This window comes from Arthrobacter sp. NPDC058130 (assembly GCF_042884475.1).
In the GTDB taxonomy this organism is placed as follows: Bacteria; Actinomycetota; Actinomycetes; order Actinomycetales; family Micrococcaceae; genus Arthrobacter.
In genome coordinates this window covers 78,799-95,366 of record NZ_JBHVTV010000005.1, presented here as the reverse complement: position 1 = coordinate 95,366, position 16,568 = coordinate 78,799, and the positions used below count along the sequence as shown (strand labels likewise).

Below are 16,568 nucleotides of genomic sequence, written 5' to 3'. Positions count from 1 at the left end.
ACCGATAGGGGACGGACATGAACACGCCTGCACACGGAAGCGCACGCTTTGATCTCTGGGCGCCGGAAGCGGGCACCGTCACCCTGCTCGCCGGCGGCCAGGAGTACCCCATGAACCGGCTCAGCCCCGAGCGCGGGGGCTGGTGGACTGCTGCCGGGGCGCCCGCCGCCGGGGACGTGGACTACGGCTACCTGGTGGACGGGGACCCCATACCGCTGCCGGACCCGCGGTCCCGGCGCCAGCCCGCGGGCGTCCATGCGCTCTCCCGCACGTTCGACGCCGGACACCACCAGTGGGCCGACGCCCAGTGGGCAGGACGGGAGCTCAAGGGCGCCGTCATCTACGAACTCCACGTGGGCACGTTCACGCCCGAGGGGACACTGGACGCCGCCGCCGGGAAGCTGCCGTACCTGGCGGACCTCGGCATCGACTTCGTGGAGCTGCTGCCGGTCAACGGGTTCAACGGCACCCACAACTGGGGGTACGACGGCGTACTCTGGTACGCCGTGCACGAAGGCTACGGCGGGCCCGCCGCGTACCAGCGGTTCGTGGACGCGGCCCACGCAGCGGGCCTGGGCGTCATCCAGGACGTGGTCTACAACCACCTTGGCCCCAGCGGCAACTACCTTTCCCGGTTCGGGCCATACCTGAAATCGGGGGAGGGCAACACCTGGGGCGACTCCGTCAACCTGGACGGGCCGGAATCGGACGAGGTCCGCCGCTACATCCTGGACAACGCCGCGATGTGGCTGCGGGACTACCACGTGGACGGCCTGCGGCTGGATGCCGTGCACGCCTTCAAGGACGAGCGCGCCGTGCACCTGCTGGAGGACTTCGGCGCCCTCGCGGACCACATCTGTGCGGAGACCGGACGGCCGGCCACCATGATCGCGGAATCGGACCTGAACAACCCGCGCCTGCTCTACCCGCGGGACACGAATGGCTACGGGCTGGCCGGGCAGTGGAGCGACGACTTCCACCACGCCGTCCACGTCAATGTCAGCGGCGAGAGCACCGGCTACTACGCCGACTTCGACTCGCTGGAGGCGTTGGCCAAGGTCCTGCAGCGCGGGTTCTTCCACGACGGCAGCTACTCCAGCTTCCGCGCCCGCCACCACGGCCGGCCTATCAACAGCGCGCTGGTCCATCCCGCCGCCCTGGTGGTGTGCAGCCAGAACCACGACCAGATCGGCAACCGGGCCACGGGGGACAGGCTGTCCCAGACCCTGGGCTACGGCCAGCTCGCGCTCGCCGCCGTCGCCACCCTGACGTCGCCGTTCACGCCAATGCTGTTCATGGGCGAGGAATACGGCGCGACGACGCCGTGGCAGTTCTTCACCTCCCACCCGGAGCCGGAGCTTGGCAAGGCCACGGCCGAGGGCCGGATCCGGGAGTTCGAGCGCATGGGCTGGGACCCCGCCGTCGTCCCCGATCCGCAGGATCCGGAGACGTTCACCCGGTCCAAACTCAACTGGGCCGAGGCCTCCGAGGGGGACCACGCCCGGCTCCTGGAGCTGTACCGGGCGCTGATCGCGCTGCGCCGCGCCACGCCGGACCTGACGGAACCCGGCTTCGAGGGCACCGGGGTGGACTTCAGCGAGGATGAGGGCTGGCTGGTGCTGCGGCGCGGCCGGGTCCAGGTGGCGATGAACTTCTCCGCGGAACCGCGCCGGGTCGCCGTCCGCGGCACCGCCGTGCTGCTGGCCACCGACGACGCCGTGCGGCCCGAAGCCGTAGCGGCGGGCCACCTCGACCTCCCCGGCCACAGTGCCGCAATCGTTTCCGAATAAGTATTCGACTAGGGCAGGATATGACGTATGACATATTTGGCAGCTGACACCCGCTACGACTCCATGCCCTACCGCCGCGTGGGGCGCAGCGGCCTGAAACTTCCGGCCATCTCCCTGGGCCTGTGGCACAACTTCGGCGATGACAAGCCGTTCGAGGTCCAGCGCGCCATCCTGCGCCGCGCCTTCGACCTGGGCGTCACCCACTTCGACCTCGCCAACAACTATGGCCCGCCCTACGGCAGCGCCGAGACCAACTTCGGCCGCCACTTCAAGGACGACTTCGCCCCGTACCGCGACGAACTGATCATCTCCACCAAGGCCGGCTACGACATGTGGCCGGGCCCCTATGGCAACTTCGGGTCCCGCAAGTACCTGCTGGCCAGCCTGGACCAGTCGCTGGGCCGGATGGGCCTGGACTACGTGGACATCTTCTACAGCCACCGCCCGGACCCCGAAACGCCGCTGGAAGAGACCATGGGCGCCCTGGATCAGGCGGTGCGCTCCGGCAAGGCGCTCTACGCCGGCATCTCCTCCTACACCCCGGAACAGACCCTCGAAGCGGCCCGGATCCTGAAGGAACTCGGCACCCCGCTGCTGATCCACCAGCCCAGCTACTCCATGCTCAACCGCTGGACCGAGAACGGCAGCCCCAACCTCTACGAAGCCCTGGAGCAGGTGGGCGCAGGGTCCATCGCGTTCTCGCCGCTGGCGCAGGGCATGCTCACCGACCGCTACCTGCAGGGCATCCCGGCCGACTCCCGCGCCGCGCAGCACAAGTCCCTCGGCGAATCCATGATCACCGAGGACAAGCTGAGCCGCGTGCGCGGGCTCAACCGGATCGCCGAGGGCCGCGGGCAGACGCTGGCGCAGCTGGCCATCGCCTGGATCCTGCGCGAGCAGCGCAAGGGCTCGTCCGTCACGTCCGCACTGGTCGGCGCATCCAGCGTCCGGCAGCTCGAGGACACCCTGGCCGCCGTCCAGAACCTGGATTTCACGGCCGACGAGCTGGACGCGATCGACGAGTTCGCCGTCGAATCCGACATCAACCTGTGGGCCCAGAAGTAGCCGGACCCCGCACCTGTCACAGAACGCCGGGGCCGGCCGGGAACAACCGCGGCCCCGGCGGTGTTGACTAGACTACTAAGGGCGCCTAGCGGCGCCGTGTCCGCCTGCCGCCCGCACAACTGATGCAGTACAACAGGGTGCGGCCGCGCGGGCTACCCTTGTTCTCAAAAGGAGTTCCGTGTCTTCACATCCGATTCGTGTTGCAATCGTCGGCGTAGGTAACTGCGCCGCTTCACTGGTCCAAGGCGTCCAGTACTACAAGGATGCCGACCCCAAGGCCACGATTCCGGGCCTGATGCACGTGGAGTTCGGCCAGTACCACGTCGGCGACGTCCAGTTCGTAGCCGCGTTCGACGTCGACGGCAAGAAGGTGGGCCAAGACCTGTCCGCCGCCATCCTGGCCAGCGAAAACAACACCATCAAGATCGCCGACGTCCCGCCGTCCGGTGTCACCGTCCAGCGCGGCCACACCCTGGACGGCCTTGGCAGGTACTACCTCGAGACCATCGAGCAGTCCCCGGAGGAGCCGGTCGACGTCGTCCAGGCCCTCAAGGACGCCAAGGTTGACGTCATGGTCTGCTACCTGCCGGTCGGCTCGCAGGAAGCCGCCGAGTTCTACGCCCAGTGCGCAATCGACGCCGGCGTGGCGTTCGTCAACGCCCTGCCGGTGTTCCTGGCCGGCACCAAGGAGTGGGCGGACAAGTTCACCAACGCGGGCGTGCCGATCGTGGGCGACGACATCAAGAGCCAGATCGGCGCCACCATCACGCACCGCGTCATGGCCAAGCTGTTCGAGGACCGCGGCGTCACCTTGGACCGCACGTACCAGCTGAACGTCGGCGGCAACATGGACTTCAAGAACATGCTCGAACGCGACCGCCTCGAGTCCAAGAAGATCTCCAAGACCCAGGCCGTCACCTCCAACGTTGAGGCCGAGCTCGCCGCCAAGGACGTCCACATCGGCCCGTCGGACTACGTCCAGTGGCTCGATGACCGCAAGTGGGCCTTCGTCCGCCTCGAGGGCCGCAACTTCGGCGACGCCCCGGTGTCCCTGGAATACAAGCTCGAAGTGTGGGACTCGCCCAACTCCGCCGGCGTGATCATCGACGCCATCCGCGCCGCCAAGATCGGCCTGGACCGCGGCATCGGCGGCCCGCTGGTCTCGGCGTCGAGCTACTTCATGAAGTCCCCGCCGGAGCAGTTCAACGACGACCTCGCCCGTGAAAAGGTCGAGGCCTTCATCCGCGGCGACTTGGAGCGCTAAACCCGCCCCGCCCGCTCTGGTTGCCCTATCACTTACGGTCCCCAAACCCCTGGTTTGGCCGCTGCAAGTGATAGGGCAACTGGTATTTAACGGGCGTGCAGGGCGGCGCTGACCCTGCGCACCGCGCCGCGAAAGTCATCGGCCAGGTCGTCGGCGTTGAACTTGAAATAGCGCCAGCCCGCAGCGTTGAACGTTTCGTCGCGCCGGTTGTCGCGGGACTGCTGCTCGCGCGTGAGGTGGTGGCCGCCGTCGTACTGGATGGCGACCCGCTGCGCCCGGTAGCCGAGGTCCGCGGCCGGCGAGAACGGATCCTCCGCTGTGATCCGCAGCTGAAGCTCCGGCTCCGGCAGACCGGCCGCGGTCAGCGCCAGGCGCAGGAAAGTCTCGGGGGCGGAATCGGCGCCCGGGCGGATCAGTTCCGCCGCCAGCCGCGCTTTCACAATGCCCTGCAGCTTCGGGTGCCGCTGCAGCATCGCCTTCAGGTCGGGAACGGTGGCCCACGGCTCCACACGTTCCTCCAGGCCAGGGCGCGGTTGGCGGAGCAGCTGGTCGCCCACCGCTACCAGGTCCTCGAGCGGCAGCAGGCGGGCCAGGTCCAGCCACGTCCGGGCCGGGGTGGAAATGCGGATGCCGTCCCAGTCCATGACCTCGTCGTCGAAGGCTAGGACCGTATGGCCGACTACGCCCTGTCGCCGGACCGGCGGGAGAACTTTGGGCTTGCTCAAATGCAGTTCCCGGCAGCCGCGAAACCACGACGGGAGCCACAGCCCGAGTAGGACTGCAGCCGTGACGTGCGAAATCCAGGCACCCGGCGTCGCGGCCGAGAGAGCGCGGGACAGACCGCGGAGCTCGAAGTCCCAGCCGGCGGGCAGGTAGAGCAGCCGGCCCGCCGTGCTGAGGTCGGAGGACCGGAGCCGGGCCGCGCTCAGGCTCGCGGCCCGGGCCTCGTAGACGGTGAAGGGTGCGGCGGAGAGACGGAGCGGCAGCGGTGCAGATGGGCGCATGCGGCCCATTCTTGTCCGAACCCGCGCAAGCTGCCGAAGTTATCCACACCCTCCCGTTGCCCTGTCAGTTGTGGCTGCTCAGAGGGCCGAATGGCAGCTAAAAGTGACAGCGCAACGGGTGTCAGGGGGAGGGGTGTTTTAAAGGGGTGGGGAGGGGCGGGGCGGGGTGGGGCTAGAAGAGGCCGACGGGGTTGCCGGCGTCGTCGACGTCCATCCGCATGGCCGCCGGGATCTTGGGCAGGCCGGGCATGGTCATCACCGCGCCGGTGAGGGCCACGATGAAGCCGGCCCCGGTCTTGGGAATCAGGTCCCGGACGTGGATGGTGAAGCCCTTGGGGGCGCCGAGCCGGGTGGCGTCGTCGCTGAAGGAGTACTGCGTCTTCGCCATGCACACCGGCATCCCGGACCAGCCGTTCTTCTCGATCTCCGCGAGCCGTTTGAGCGCGGGCACCGAGAAGTCCACGCCGTCGGCGCCGTAGACCTCCTGCACGATGGTCCGGATCTTGTCCTCAACGGACATGTCCAGCGGGTACAGGTGCCGGAAGCTGTGCTGGGTGTCGATCGCGGCCGCTACCTTCGCCGCGAGCTCGTCCCCGCCGTCGCCGCCCCCGCCGCGGCCCCAGACATCGGCCACCGCAGCCTGGACGCCTTCCGTGGAGCACCACTCGAGGAGCCAGTCCAGTTCCGCGGCGGTGTCCGTGCCGAATTTGTTGATCGCCACCACCGGGACGATGCCGAACTTCTCGACGTTGCGGATGTGGCGCTGCAGGTTGGTGACGCCGGCGGCGATGGCTTCCACGTTGGGTTCCGTGAGCCGGTCCTTCGGCACGCCGCCGTGCATCTTGAGCGCCCGGACGGTGGCCACGAGGACGACGGCGGACGGGGCGACGTCGGCTATCCGTGCCTTGATGTCCATGTACTTTTCGGCACCGAGGTCCGCGCCGAAGCCTGCCTCGGTGACAACGATGTCCGCAAGGCTGCGGGCCGTCTGGGTCGCGATGAGGGAGTTGCAGCCGTGGGCGATGTTGGCGAAAGGTCCGCCGTGCACAAGGGCCGGGGTGCCGGCGATGGTCTGCACGAGGTTGGGCTTGAGGGCGTCTTTGAGCAGCATGGTCAGGGCGCCCTGGACGCCGAGGTCGGCCACGGTGACGGGCTGGCGGTCGTAGGTGTAGCCGAACGTGATCCGGCCCAGCCGTTCGCGCAGATCGTTGAGGTCCGTGGCGAGGCAGAACACCGCCATGATTTCCGAGGCCACCGTGATGTCGAAGCCGTCCTGCCGCGGCGTGCCCTGGGCGGGGCCGCCGAGGCCGATCACGACCTCCCGGAGCGACCGGTCGTTCATGTCCAGGACCCGCTTGAAGGTCATCCGGCGGGGGTCGATGTTGAGCTCGTTGCCTTGGAAGATGTGGTTGTCCACAAGGGCCATGAGGGCGTTGTTCGCTGACGTGATGGCGTGGAAGTCGCCGGTGAAGTGCAGGTTGATCTGGTCCATCGGCAGCACCTGGGAGTAGCCGCCGCCGGTGGCGCCGCCCTTCATGCCCAGGATGGGTCCGAGGGAGGGTTCGCGCAGCGCGATCATCACCTTGTGCCCGGCCCGGGCCAGGGAATCGGCGAGGCCGACCGTCGTGGTGGACTTGCCCTCGCCCGCGGGGGTGGGGGACATGGCCGAGACCAGCACGACCTTGCCGGGAGCACGCTCGGCGGCGGGAGCCGGGGCTCCCTCGGTGATGCCCGGCACGCGAGTCAGCTTCGCGGGGTCGATCTTGGCTTTGTAGGGTCCGTAGAGTTCCAGCGCCTCCGGGTTAATGCCGGCGGCCGCGGCAATTTCCACGATCGGCTTCATGATGACCCGCTGGGCAATTTCCAGGTCGCTGGGCACGTTGTTCCCGGCAGTGGTGGTCTCAGACATCGTTGTCCTTCGGCTCGTGGCTTCGGCGGTTGCTCCGGTCCGGTGTTGCCGGCGCGGGCTTGGGCGTGGTCCGGTTCAGGGCGTGTGGCCCACCGGCATGGTCAGGCTTCCAAAATACTGGCTTACGGCGGTGTGGTAGCTCTCCAGCGTTATCGCGGCGGTGCGCTGCCAGCCGAAGTCCTGGGCGTGGATCGCGGCGGCGCGCCCCATGTCGGTGCGCGTTTGGGTGTCGTCGAAGAGCGCTTCCAGGGCGTCCGCCCAGTCGCCGGCCTTGTGGCCCTCGATCAGCATCCCCGTGCGCCCGTCCTGCACGGCGCGGGAGAGGCCGCCCACCTTCGTGGCGAGGACCGGCGTGCCGCAGGCCTGCGCCTCCAGGGCCACCAGGCCGAAGGACTCGCTGTAGGAGGGCATCACCACGACGTCGGCCGACCGGTACCAGCCAGCAAGCTCCGGGGCGTTGACCGGCGGATGGTGGGTGGCGACGTCGTCCATTCCGGCGGCGCTGATGAGCGACTTGAGGTTGAAGTCCTTGGCGCCGCTGACGGCCCCCAGGATGGTCAGCTGCAAATCGATGTCCGGGCGCCGGGAACGCAGGAGCGCGGCAGCCTTGATCAGGACCTGCGGGCCCTTGAGCCGCTGGATCCGGCCTGCGAACAGCAGATGGAACTTGCCCGGGGCGATGCCGTGCTGGACCCTGGCGCGATTCCTGAAAGCCGGCGTGAACACGGCCAGGTCCACGCCCGGCGGGGCGACGTCGATGCGGTCGATGTCGGCGTCGTAGTGCGAGACCAGCTCGGCCGCCTCGGTGCCGGTATTGGCGATCAGCCGCGTGGCGCCGTCGACAATCCGATGCTCGCCGTCCTCGCGCCGCCGCGGCTCAGGCTGCTCGCCGGACTCCAGGAGCTGGTTCTTGACCTTGGCCATCGTGTGCATGGTGTGCACGAGGGGCAGCCGCCACAGTTCCGCGAGCTCCAGCCCGGCCACCCCGGACACCCAGTAGTGGGAATGGACGACGTCATACCGGCCGTGCGGCTGGAGGTGCCGGATGCGGTCGATCTCGGCGACCATGCTGTGCAGCAGTCCGGGGAGCTCCTCCTTGGGCAGCTTCCGGGGCGGGCCGGCGAGGACGTTGTGCACGCACACACCCGAGGACGGGTGTTCGACGGCGGGCTGCGAGGCCGAGGTGGACCGGGTGAAGATCTCCACTTCCACGCCGGTCTCGGCCAGCGCCGCCGCCAGCGCCCGAACGTACACGTTCATTCCCCCGGCGTCGCCGGAGCCGGGCTGCTCCATGGGCGAAGTGTGCAGGGAAAGGAAAGCGACGCGGCGGATCAGCGACACGGTTCCCCTTTCCTGTGCGGAGTGCATTTTCTGTGCTGAGTGCACTTCCTTTGCAAAATTTCCTTTGCAAACTGCGTTTCGATAAAACACTACTCCTGAAGTGCCGGCCGGTTCACGGATCGGTTCCTTGACCAAAACCGAACCGCTTCCGTGACCGTGCTGCTACCGTGGCCGCTGTGAGCGCAACAACAAAACCTGAAGCTGCAGCCGGGTGGAAAATCCGTGGGGCCCGCCCGGAGGACTGGCCGGGTATCTGGGCGATCCTGGAACCGGTCATCCGGGCCGGGGAGACTTTTACGTGGGACCGGGACATCACCGAGGACGAGGCCCGCGGGCGCTGGTTCAAGCAGGCGCCGGGGCAGACCTTCGTCGCGGTCGACGCCGGGCCAGATGACGGCGACGGCGGCGGTGCTGGTGGCCGTGGCGGCGGCGACCGGACCGAGGGGGCCGTCCTTGGCACCGGCGAACTGCACCCCAACCAGGGCGGCGGCGGCAGCCATGTCGCCAACGCCGGCTACATGGTCCATCCCGCCCAGGCTGGCCGCGGACTGGCCCGGGCCCTCTGCGCCTATTCACTCGAGGCCGCGCGCGACGCCGGCTTCCGGGCCATGCAGTTCAACGCCGTCGTGGAAAGCAATGTCCGGGCCGTTGCCGCCTGGAAGTCCATGGGCTTCGAGGTGCTCGCGACCATCCCCGAGGCGTTCAACCACCCCGAGCTGGGCTACGTGGGACTGCACGTGATGTACCGGAAGCTGTAGGGGACTGGCCCGCTGCCCGCGGGCCCGTCAACTCCGAGTCGTCACAGCCGGCCGTGCCAGAGCCGGCCCAGTTCCGGGAACGAGGCCTCATAGCCGGCGAGCAGCTTGCCGGCAAGGTCTGCCGAATCGACGAGCGGATGCCTGGCGAACGCGGCAAGTGCTGCCTCCCGCCGACCCGTGGTCGCCGCCTCCACGACGAACCGCTCGACGTCCTTGACCCGCCGCATCAGCTCCAATTGCGCCGGTCCGGGACGATCCTGCGGCAACGGCGCGGCGCCGTCGGGCGTCACCCTGCACGGAACTTCGACGACGGCGTCCCCCGGCAGTCCCGGGACGGCCGGGACTGCCGGGACTGCGGGAGCGACCGGAGCCACCGCCGGTGTCGCGGACCCGGCGGCACCCGTTTCCGGTGCGCGTGCCGGGCCAGCGGCGCCGGTGGTGGCGGTATTGCGGTCGTTGACCGTGTTGAGGATCAGGTCGGCCGCGCCGCCTCCGGACAGGGCGCGCATGGCCGCCAAGGCCACCCGCTCATAGCCGCCGCCTGCGAGGTCGGTCTCGTCACGGTGTTCGCCCGAGGCGCGGGCTTCCGCGAGATAGCCCTCCTCGCGGGACAGGCGGGCCGCGTCCCAGAGGGCGAACGCGTCCGGTCCGGCGGCAGCCAGCCGGGGATAGAGTTCGGCCTGCTGCCGGGCGATGGATTCCCCGCGGGTCAGGTCCGCACCACGCATGCCGGCGACCGCTCGAGCGGTGCAGTAGTAGTAGAACAGGTACTCGTTGGGCAGGCAGCCAAGGCCAGCCAGCAGCTCCGGCGGGAACAAGCGACCCTCCTCGAATCCCGCCAGCGCCGCAGGGTTTGCGAGCAGCCCCGGGAGGGCGTCCCGGCCTCCGGAATCGAGCCGGTACAGCCAGCCGAGGTGGTTCAGGCCGTAGTAGCCCACGCCGTCGAGCGTGCCCTCTGCCAGCGTGACGCCGGCAGCCCGCGCCGCGCGGTGCACCAGCCCGCTGGCCGAGTCGCAAATCCCGATCACCCGCTGCCCGAGCACCGGGACGAGGGCCTGGGTGACTATGCCGGCCGGGTTGGTGAAGTTCAGCAGCCAGGCCTCAGGGCAGCGGCTGCGCATTTCCTCGGCGAGATGCAGCATTGGCGGAATGGACCGGAGGGCGTAGGAGATGCCGCCGGGGCCGGTGGTTTCCTGGCCCAGGAGTCCGAGGTCCAGGGCAACCCGTTCGTCGGCGGTCCGCCCGGCGGTGCCGCCGGGCCGGATCGCGGCGAAGACCATGTCGGCGCCGTCGAGGGCCTCCGGGAGGGAGGAAACGGCCCGGACCTGGGGGCCGGAACCCGGCGGCCCTTGCCGGGCAACGGAGGCCAGGACCGCCTCGATAGCCGCCAGCCTGGCACGGTCGACGTCGTAGAGCACCAGCTCCCGCACCAGTCCCGCGAAAGGGCCGGCAGAGAGCGCCCGGTAGACCAGGGGGACCCGGAACCCGCCCCCGCCGGCGATCGTGAGCCGCATGCGGACAGTCTATTCCCCGCTGGTCAGGGTCCCGCTTCCCGCGGTTTCCCTCGACGGAGGTACAGCGTAGTGTGCCGTATATGGACGCGAACCCGACGCGGCGCTTTGACCCGCTGTCTGCCGTCCGCAGCCCCGCCGCGGACGGGTTCGACCTGCTCCTGACCGGCACCGTGTTCCAGGACATCATCTTCACCGGACTGCCGCACGCGCCCGAGCCCGGGACGGAAATCTGGAGCGACGGGATGGGCAGCTGCCCCGGGGGTGTCGCCAACCAGGCGATCGCCGCGGCCCGGCTGGGACTGCGGACCGGCCTGGCCGCCGTGTTCGGCGACGACGGCTACGGCGACTACAACTGGAAGATCCTGGCCGCCCAGGAGCACGTGGACCTGTCGCTCTCACGGCGTGTGCCGGGCTGGCATTCGCCCGTCACGGTGTCCTTGAGCGTGGAGAAGGACCGGTCCATGGTGACGCACGGGCACCCGGCCCCCGTGTCCTCCAGCGAGCTGGTCGGATGTCCGCCGCCGGCGCTCGCAGCCGTCGCCGAGTTGGGGGAGGAACTCGAACCGTGGGCCATCGACGCGCAGAAGAACGGCGTCCGGCTGTTCGGCGACGTCGGCTGGGACCCCACCGGCGCGTGGTCCTCGTCCCGGCTGGACAACCTGCGGTACTTCCACGCCTTCATGCCGAACCAGCATGAAGCCATGAACTTCACTGGCCGCGACGACCCGTGGTCCGCGTTGTATTCGCTCGCGGACAGGGTCCCGGTAGCGGTGGTCACACTCGGCGCCCAAGGGTCCATGGCCGTCGATTCGGAGACCGGGGAGGAGGAGTGGGTCCCGTCCCTGCCGGTCCGGGCCTACGACCCCACCGGTGCCGGCGACTGCTTCGGTGCGGCGTTCATTGTCGGATCCCTGGCCGGCTGGCCGCTGGGAGACCGGCTCCGCTTCGCCAATCTGTGTGCCGCCCTGGCCGTGCAGGAGGTTGGCGGCTCACTTGCCGCACCCGGCTGGGGGGACATTGCCGACTGGTGGCAGCGGGCCAACGCCCGGAAGGAACGGCAGGGCAGTCAATGGCTGCGCCGCTACCGCTTCCTGGAGGACATCGTGCGCGATGTTCCGCCCGGGGCGCAGCGGCGCGCGACGGCGACCATCGCGCACCTGTCCGACGCGTAGCTGCGCCGGGGCGGCTGGCTTCGCGGGGGCGCCTTGCGCTGGCGGGTCGGACGGCTCCTCGGGTTTCCCGCGACCACTGGACATGTCCTCCGCTCGTGCCGTGGCGTGGGCAGGTACCCGTTGTGCCCTGTGGCTGGTGTGAAGAATGGGCATGTCCCGCGTTGCGCCTGCTCTGGCGGGGTGCGGGTTCCTTGGGGTTCCTGTCACCACCACTGGACATGTCCTCCGCCGGGGCCGTGGCGTGGGCAGACACCCGTTATGCCCCATGGTTGGTGTGAAGAATGGGCATGTCCCGCGTTGCGCCTGCTCTGGCGGGGGTGCGGGTTCCTTGGGGTTCCCGTCACCACCACTGGACATGACTTCCGCCGGGGCCGGGGCGTGGGCAGGTACCCGTTGTGCCCCATGGTTGGTGTGAAGAATGGGCATGTCCCGCGGGGAGGGAGGGCATGTCCAGTGGTGGACGGGGCCGCGGATTATTCGGCCTGCGGCGCCGCGCCTAGAATCGTTAAGTGACTTACCAAGCATCAACAGGCGAACTCCTGCCCGATTCGGCGGCTGTGCCTGCCCGCGCTGAGGAACGCTCGGCCGTAATCGATCTCGACGCCATCCGGCACAACGTCCGCCACCTCGCCGCGGTGGCATCACCCGCGCAGGTCATGGCCGTGGTCAAGGCCGACGCCTACGGGCACGGCGCAGTCCAGGTGGCCAGGGCCGCCCTCGGCGCAGGTGCCAGCTGGCTGGGCGTCGCCCACATTTCCGAGGCCCTCGCACTGCGCGCCGCCGGGATCGAGGCGCCGCTGCTGGCCTGGCTGCATACCCCGGACAGCAACTTCGCCGCCGCGGTAGCCGCCGGGATCGACATCGGCTGCTCAGGCTGGGAACTGGACCGGATTGTCGCCGCCGCCCGCGAGCAGGAACGGCCCGCCCGCGTCCACCTGAAGGTCGACACCGGGCTCGGCCGCAACGGCGCCACGCTCGACGCCTGGGACAGCCTGGTGGGCGAGGCCATGGAACACCAGGACCAGGGCCTGCTCCGCGTCGTGGGGATCTTCTCCCATCTCGCCGTCGCCGATGAACCCGAACGGCCCGAAACCGATGAGCAGCTCGCCGCGTTCCGGCAGGTCCTCGCCATCGCCCAGGACGCCGGCGTGGACCCCGAGGTCCGCCACCTGGCCAACACCCCGGCCACGCTTTCCCGGCCGGACACCCATTTTGACCTGGTCCGCGTGGGGCTGGGCCTGTACGGGCTGTCCCCCTTTGAAGGACAACGCCCGGCCGAGCTCGGGCTGCGCCCGGCCATGACCGTCCGCACGGTGGTGTCGCACTGCAAGGACGTGCCCGCCGGGCAGGGCGTTTCCTACGGGCTGAACTACCACACCGACGGCGTCAGCACGCTCGGGCTCATCCCGCTGGGCTACGCCGACGGCGTGCCGCGCATCGCCACCGGCGGCCCGGTGCGGGTCGAGGGCGTGAACTATCCGGTGGTGGGGCGGATTGCGATGGACCAGATGGTGATCGACCTCGGACCGCGCCACGTGGCGTCCGGAGGCCCGAGCGTCCTTGGGGCCGAGGCAGTGCTGTTCGGCGATGGCGCCGACGGCGGACCCACGGCCGATGACTGGGCCCGGGCCGCCGGCACCAACAACTACGAGATCGTCACCCGGATCAGCCCCCGGGTGCCGCGCCGCTACCTTCACGAAGAGCCCTCCACCGGCGAAGAGCGGCCGTGAGCGGGCCCGCGTGGGAATGGAGGCTTGAGGTCCGGACGGCGGCGGAGACGCACGCGCTCGCCGCAGCCCTGGGCGCCGTCCTGGAGCCGGGCGACCTGCTGGTCCTGACCGGCGAACTCGGTGCCGGGAAGACCACCTTCACGCAGGGCCTTGGGGAGGGGCTGGGCGTGCGGTCAGGCATCATTTCGCCGACCTTTGTCCTGGTGCGCATCCACCCCAATCTGCCTGGCGGGCCCCGGCCGGGCGGTCCGGACCTGGTACATGTGGACGCCTACCGGCTGGAGTCTGCCGCTGAAATCGATGACATCGATCTTGAAAACACCATGGACAGCGCCGTGACGGTGGTCGAGTGGGGCCGCGGCCGGGTTGAACACCTGAGCGATAGCCGGCTCGAGGTGGAACTGCACCGCCCCCGCGGCGGCACCGGAGGCATGCCCCCCGTGACCCGCCCAGCCGGGGCACCCCATGCGGCCGCCGATCCCTCAGCCCTTCCCGGCGTGCTGGACTTTGACACGGACGACGACGACGAACCGCGGTCCGTCGTGATCCGCGGCTTCGGCCCGCGCTGGGCCGAAGCCCCGTCGGTGCCCGGCGTCGGGCCCGCCAGCCTGCCCGGTGTCGAGACTTTCACCGCGCCCCAGACCCCGGAACGGAACTCCTGATGCTCATCCTCGCCATCGACACTTCGGCCGTCGCCAGCGCCGCGCTGGTCTCCGATGACGCGCCGGAATCCGTGCTCGCCAGCTTCGCCACCGCGGACACCCGCACCCACGCGGAGGTTCTGGCCCCGGGGATCGACGCGCTCCTGGCCGAGGCCGGCGTCAGCGGGAGCGACGTCGACGCAATTGTCACCGGCGTGGGTCCCGGCCCGTTCACGGGGCTGCGCTCCGGGATCGTCACCGCCCGCACGCTCGCCTTTGTCTGGGGCAAGCCGCTGTACGGGGTCATGAGCCTGGACGCGATCGCCCTGGAAGTTGCCGAATCCACCGACTCGGCCGCGGAGTTCATTGTGGCCACCGATGCCCGCCGCAAGGAAGTGTACTGGGCCCGGTACACCTTCTCCGATGCCCAGCTGCCGCACCTGGCCGACGGCCCGCATGTGGGCTTCGCCGCGGACCTGCCGGATCTGCCTGTCTACGGTGCCGGGGCCGGAATCTACTCCGACGTCGTCAAGGCGGTCCCCGAATTCAGCACCCGGCAGCCGGAGGCCCTCTCCCTGGGCCAGTTCGCCTTGGCCCGGCTCGCCGCGGGCGAACAGCTCCTGGACTCCACTCCTTTGTACTTGCGCGAGTCTGACGCCCAGGTGCCCGGACCCCGGAAGCGTGCCCTGTGAGCGCGGAGCACAGCACACCGCTCAGGCTGCCCGGCGGCGTCACCCTGCGCGACATGGACGCCGCGGACATCCCCGCCGTCCACGAACTGGAGCGCCGGCTGTTTCCCGTGGATGCCTGGCCGCTGCAGATGTTCCACGACGAGCTGGCGCAGACCGATACCCGCCGTTACCTCGTGGCCGAGATCCGCGGTGGGATCGTGGGCTACGCCGGGCTCATGTGCATCGAACCGATCTCGGACGTCCAGACCATCGCCGTGGTGCCCGAGCAGGAAGGCAAGGGCATCGGCTCGGCGCTGCTCACCGAGCTGATCATGGAAAGCCGACGCCGCCGCGCCCAGGACGTGCTGCTGGAGGTCAGGGCGGACAACCCCCGGGCCCAGCAGCTCTACCGGCGCTTCGGCTTCGAACAGATCCACATCCGGCCCCGCTACTACCGCGACGGCGTCGACGCACTGATCATGCGGCTCCAGCTGCAACCGCTCCGCCCCCAGCCAGAGGAAGCAGGCCGCCCTTGAACCGCACCCAGCCGCTCGTGCTCGGCATCGAGTCTTCCTGCGACGAAACCGGCGTCGGCATCGTCCGGGGGACCGCCCTGCTGACGAACACCGTCTCGTCCTCCATGGACGAGCACGTCCGCTTCGGCGGCGTGATTCCTGAGATCGCCTCCCGCGCCCACCTCGACGCCTTCGTCCCCACCCTTGAGGAGGCGCTCGCGGAGGCGGACGTGTCCCTGGCGAACATCGACGCAATTGCCGTCACCTCCGGGCCGGGCCTGGCGGGGGCCCTGATGGTGGGGGTGTGCGCGGCCAAGGCGCTCGCCGTCGCCACCGGCAAACCGCTCTACGCCATCAACCACCTGGTGGCGCATGTCGGCGTCGGGCTTCTTCAGAACGGCGCCGCCACAATGACTCCGTCCGGTATTACGTCGCCGCAATCCCCGACGCCGTCAGGCGAGCCGTCTCAGCAGGCGCCGGAGGCGCTGGGAACCCTGCCGGACAATATGGGCGCGTTGCTGGTGTCCGGCGGCCACACCGAGATCCTGCGGATCCGGAGCATCACGGACGACGTCGAGCTGCTCGGTTCCACGATCGACGATGCCGCCGGCGAGGCCTACGACAAGGTGGCGCGGCTCCTGGGCCTGGGCTACCCGGGCGGCCCGGCCATCGACAAGCTCGCGCGCACCGGCAACGCGAAGGCCATCCGGTTCCCGCGCGGCCTGACCCAGCCCAAGTACATGGGGACCGCCGAGGAACCAGGACCGCACCGCTACGACTGGTCCTTCAGCGGGCTCAAGACCGCCGTCGCCCGCTGCGTGGAGCAGTTCGAGGCCAGCGGCGAAACCGTTCCCGTCGCGGACATCGCCGCGGCGTTCCAGGAAGCCGTGGTGGACGTCATTACCGCCAAGGCGGTGCTGGCCTGCCGCGAAAACGGCATCACCGAGGTCCTCCTGGGTGGGGGCGTCGCCGCGAACTCGCGGCTGCGCCAGCTCACTGAACAACGCTGCAGGGCCGCCGGGATCCGGCTGACGGTGCCGCCGCTGCCGCTGTGCACGGACAACGGCGCCATGGTGGCAGCGCTCGGGGCGCAACTGGTGATGGCCGGCGTGCAACCGAGCGGGATCGGGTTTGCCCCGGACTCCTCGATGCCGGTCACGACGGTCTCCGCCTGAGCCCGGTCTCCAACTGGGA

At 69.5% G+C, this 16,568-nt stretch carries 14 protein-coding genes; 10 read left to right on the top strand and 4 right to left on the bottom strand.

The annotated features are described in order from the left end of the window. The first annotated feature begins 17 nt into the window (after positions 1-17). The 3 genes from treZ to ACFVTM_RS11235 all read left to right on the top strand — a co-directional run bounded on the left by treZ (position 18) and on the right by ACFVTM_RS11235 (position 4,119). The gene (gene treZ, locus ACFVTM_RS11245; RefSeq protein ID WP_390203549.1) at positions 18-1,790 is read left to right on the top strand and encodes a malto-oligosyltrehalose trehalohydrolase; all 1,773 of its coding nucleotides are present in this window, start codon (positions 18-20) and stop codon (positions 1,788-1,790) included. A gap of 27 nt (positions 1,791-1,817) precedes the next feature. Continuing rightward, positions 1,818-2,855, top strand: a complete 1,038-nt coding sequence (gene mgrA, locus ACFVTM_RS11240) for an L-glyceraldehyde 3-phosphate reductase (protein WP_390203548.1) — start codon at positions 1,818-1,820, stop codon at positions 2,853-2,855. A gap of 178 nt (positions 2,856-3,033) precedes the next feature. Beyond that, positions 3,034-4,119, top strand: a complete 1,086-nt coding sequence (locus ACFVTM_RS11235; protein ID WP_390203547.1) for an inositol-3-phosphate synthase — start codon at positions 3,034-3,036, stop codon at positions 4,117-4,119. Between the two features lie 86 nt (positions 4,120-4,205). Here the strand turns inward: ACFVTM_RS11235 and ACFVTM_RS11230 are convergent, their stop codons facing one another. The 3 genes from ACFVTM_RS11230 to mshA form a co-directional block, all read right to left on the bottom strand. Then, positions 4,206-5,123 (bottom strand): endonuclease domain-containing protein, encoded by a 918-nt coding sequence (locus tag ACFVTM_RS11230; protein WP_390203546.1) that lies wholly within the window; start codon positions 5,121-5,123, stop codon positions 4,206-4,208. A gap of 172 nt (positions 5,124-5,295) precedes the next feature. Beyond that, on the bottom strand, positions 5,296-7,032 hold the full coding sequence (locus ACFVTM_RS11225; RefSeq protein WP_390203545.1) for a formate--tetrahydrofolate ligase: 1,737 nt from the start codon (positions 7,030-7,032) through the stop codon (positions 5,296-5,298). Positions 7,033-7,107: 75 nt separating this feature from the next. Further along, positions 7,108-8,373, bottom strand: coding sequence for a D-inositol-3-phosphate glycosyltransferase (mshA, locus tag ACFVTM_RS11220; RefSeq protein ID WP_390203544.1), 1,266 nt, complete (start codon positions 8,371-8,373; stop codon positions 7,108-7,110). 176 nt (positions 8,374-8,549) lie between these two features. Here mshA and ACFVTM_RS11215 point away from each other — a divergent pair, with 176 nt between their 5' ends. Beyond that, positions 8,550-9,131: a GNAT family N-acetyltransferase gene (locus tag ACFVTM_RS11215; RefSeq protein ID WP_390203543.1), complete on the top strand. Its 582-nt coding sequence runs from the start codon at positions 8,550-8,552 to the stop codon at positions 9,129-9,131. Positions 9,132-9,172: 41 nt separating this feature from the next. Here the strand turns inward: ACFVTM_RS11215 and ACFVTM_RS11210 are convergent, their stop codons facing one another. Further along, positions 9,173-10,645 carry a 6-phospho-beta-glucosidase gene (locus tag ACFVTM_RS11210; RefSeq protein ID WP_390203542.1) on the bottom strand — a complete coding sequence of 491 codons (1,473 nt, stop codon included), beginning with the start codon at positions 10,643-10,645 and terminating at the stop codon, positions 9,173-9,175. Positions 10,646-10,725: 80 nt separating this feature from the next. Here ACFVTM_RS11210 and ACFVTM_RS11205 point away from each other — a divergent pair, with 80 nt between their 5' ends. The 6 genes from ACFVTM_RS11205 to ACFVTM_RS11180 all read left to right on the top strand — a co-directional run bounded on the left by ACFVTM_RS11205 (position 10,726) and on the right by ACFVTM_RS11180 (position 16,549). Next, positions 10,726-11,817: a carbohydrate kinase family protein gene (locus ACFVTM_RS11205; protein WP_390203541.1), complete on the top strand. Its 1,092-nt coding sequence runs from the start codon at positions 10,726-10,728 to the stop codon at positions 11,815-11,817. Between the two features lie 509 nt (positions 11,818-12,326). Beyond that, positions 12,327-13,547, top strand: a complete 1,221-nt coding sequence (alr, locus tag ACFVTM_RS11200; RefSeq protein WP_390203540.1) for an alanine racemase — start codon at positions 12,327-12,329, stop codon at positions 13,545-13,547. Beyond that, positions 13,544-14,209, top strand: coding sequence for a tRNA (adenosine(37)-N6)-threonylcarbamoyltransferase complex ATPase subunit type 1 TsaE (gene tsaE / locus ACFVTM_RS11195; RefSeq protein WP_390203539.1), 666 nt, complete (start codon positions 13,544-13,546; stop codon positions 14,207-14,209). Before alr ends, tsaE begins: the two co-directional genes overlap by 4 nt. Beyond that, positions 14,209-14,880, top strand: coding sequence for a tRNA (adenosine(37)-N6)-threonylcarbamoyltransferase complex dimerization subunit type 1 TsaB (tsaB, locus tag ACFVTM_RS11190; RefSeq protein WP_390203538.1), 672 nt, complete (start codon positions 14,209-14,211; stop codon positions 14,878-14,880). The genes tsaE and tsaB overlap by 1 nt, the downstream gene beginning before the upstream one ends. Positions 14,881-14,933: 53 nt before the next feature. Next, positions 14,934-15,395 carry a ribosomal protein S18-alanine N-acetyltransferase gene (gene rimI / locus ACFVTM_RS11185; RefSeq protein ID WP_390203683.1) on the top strand — a complete coding sequence of 154 codons (462 nt, stop codon included), beginning with the start codon at positions 14,934-14,936 and terminating at the stop codon, positions 15,393-15,395. Further along, on the top strand, positions 15,392-16,549 hold the full coding sequence (locus ACFVTM_RS11180) for a tRNA (adenosine(37)-N6)-threonylcarbamoyltransferase complex transferase subunit TsaD (protein ID WP_390203537.1): 1,158 nt from the start codon (positions 15,392-15,394) through the stop codon (positions 16,547-16,549). The genes rimI and ACFVTM_RS11180 overlap by 4 nt, the downstream gene beginning before the upstream one ends. Positions 16,550-16,568 lie beyond the last annotated feature (19 nt).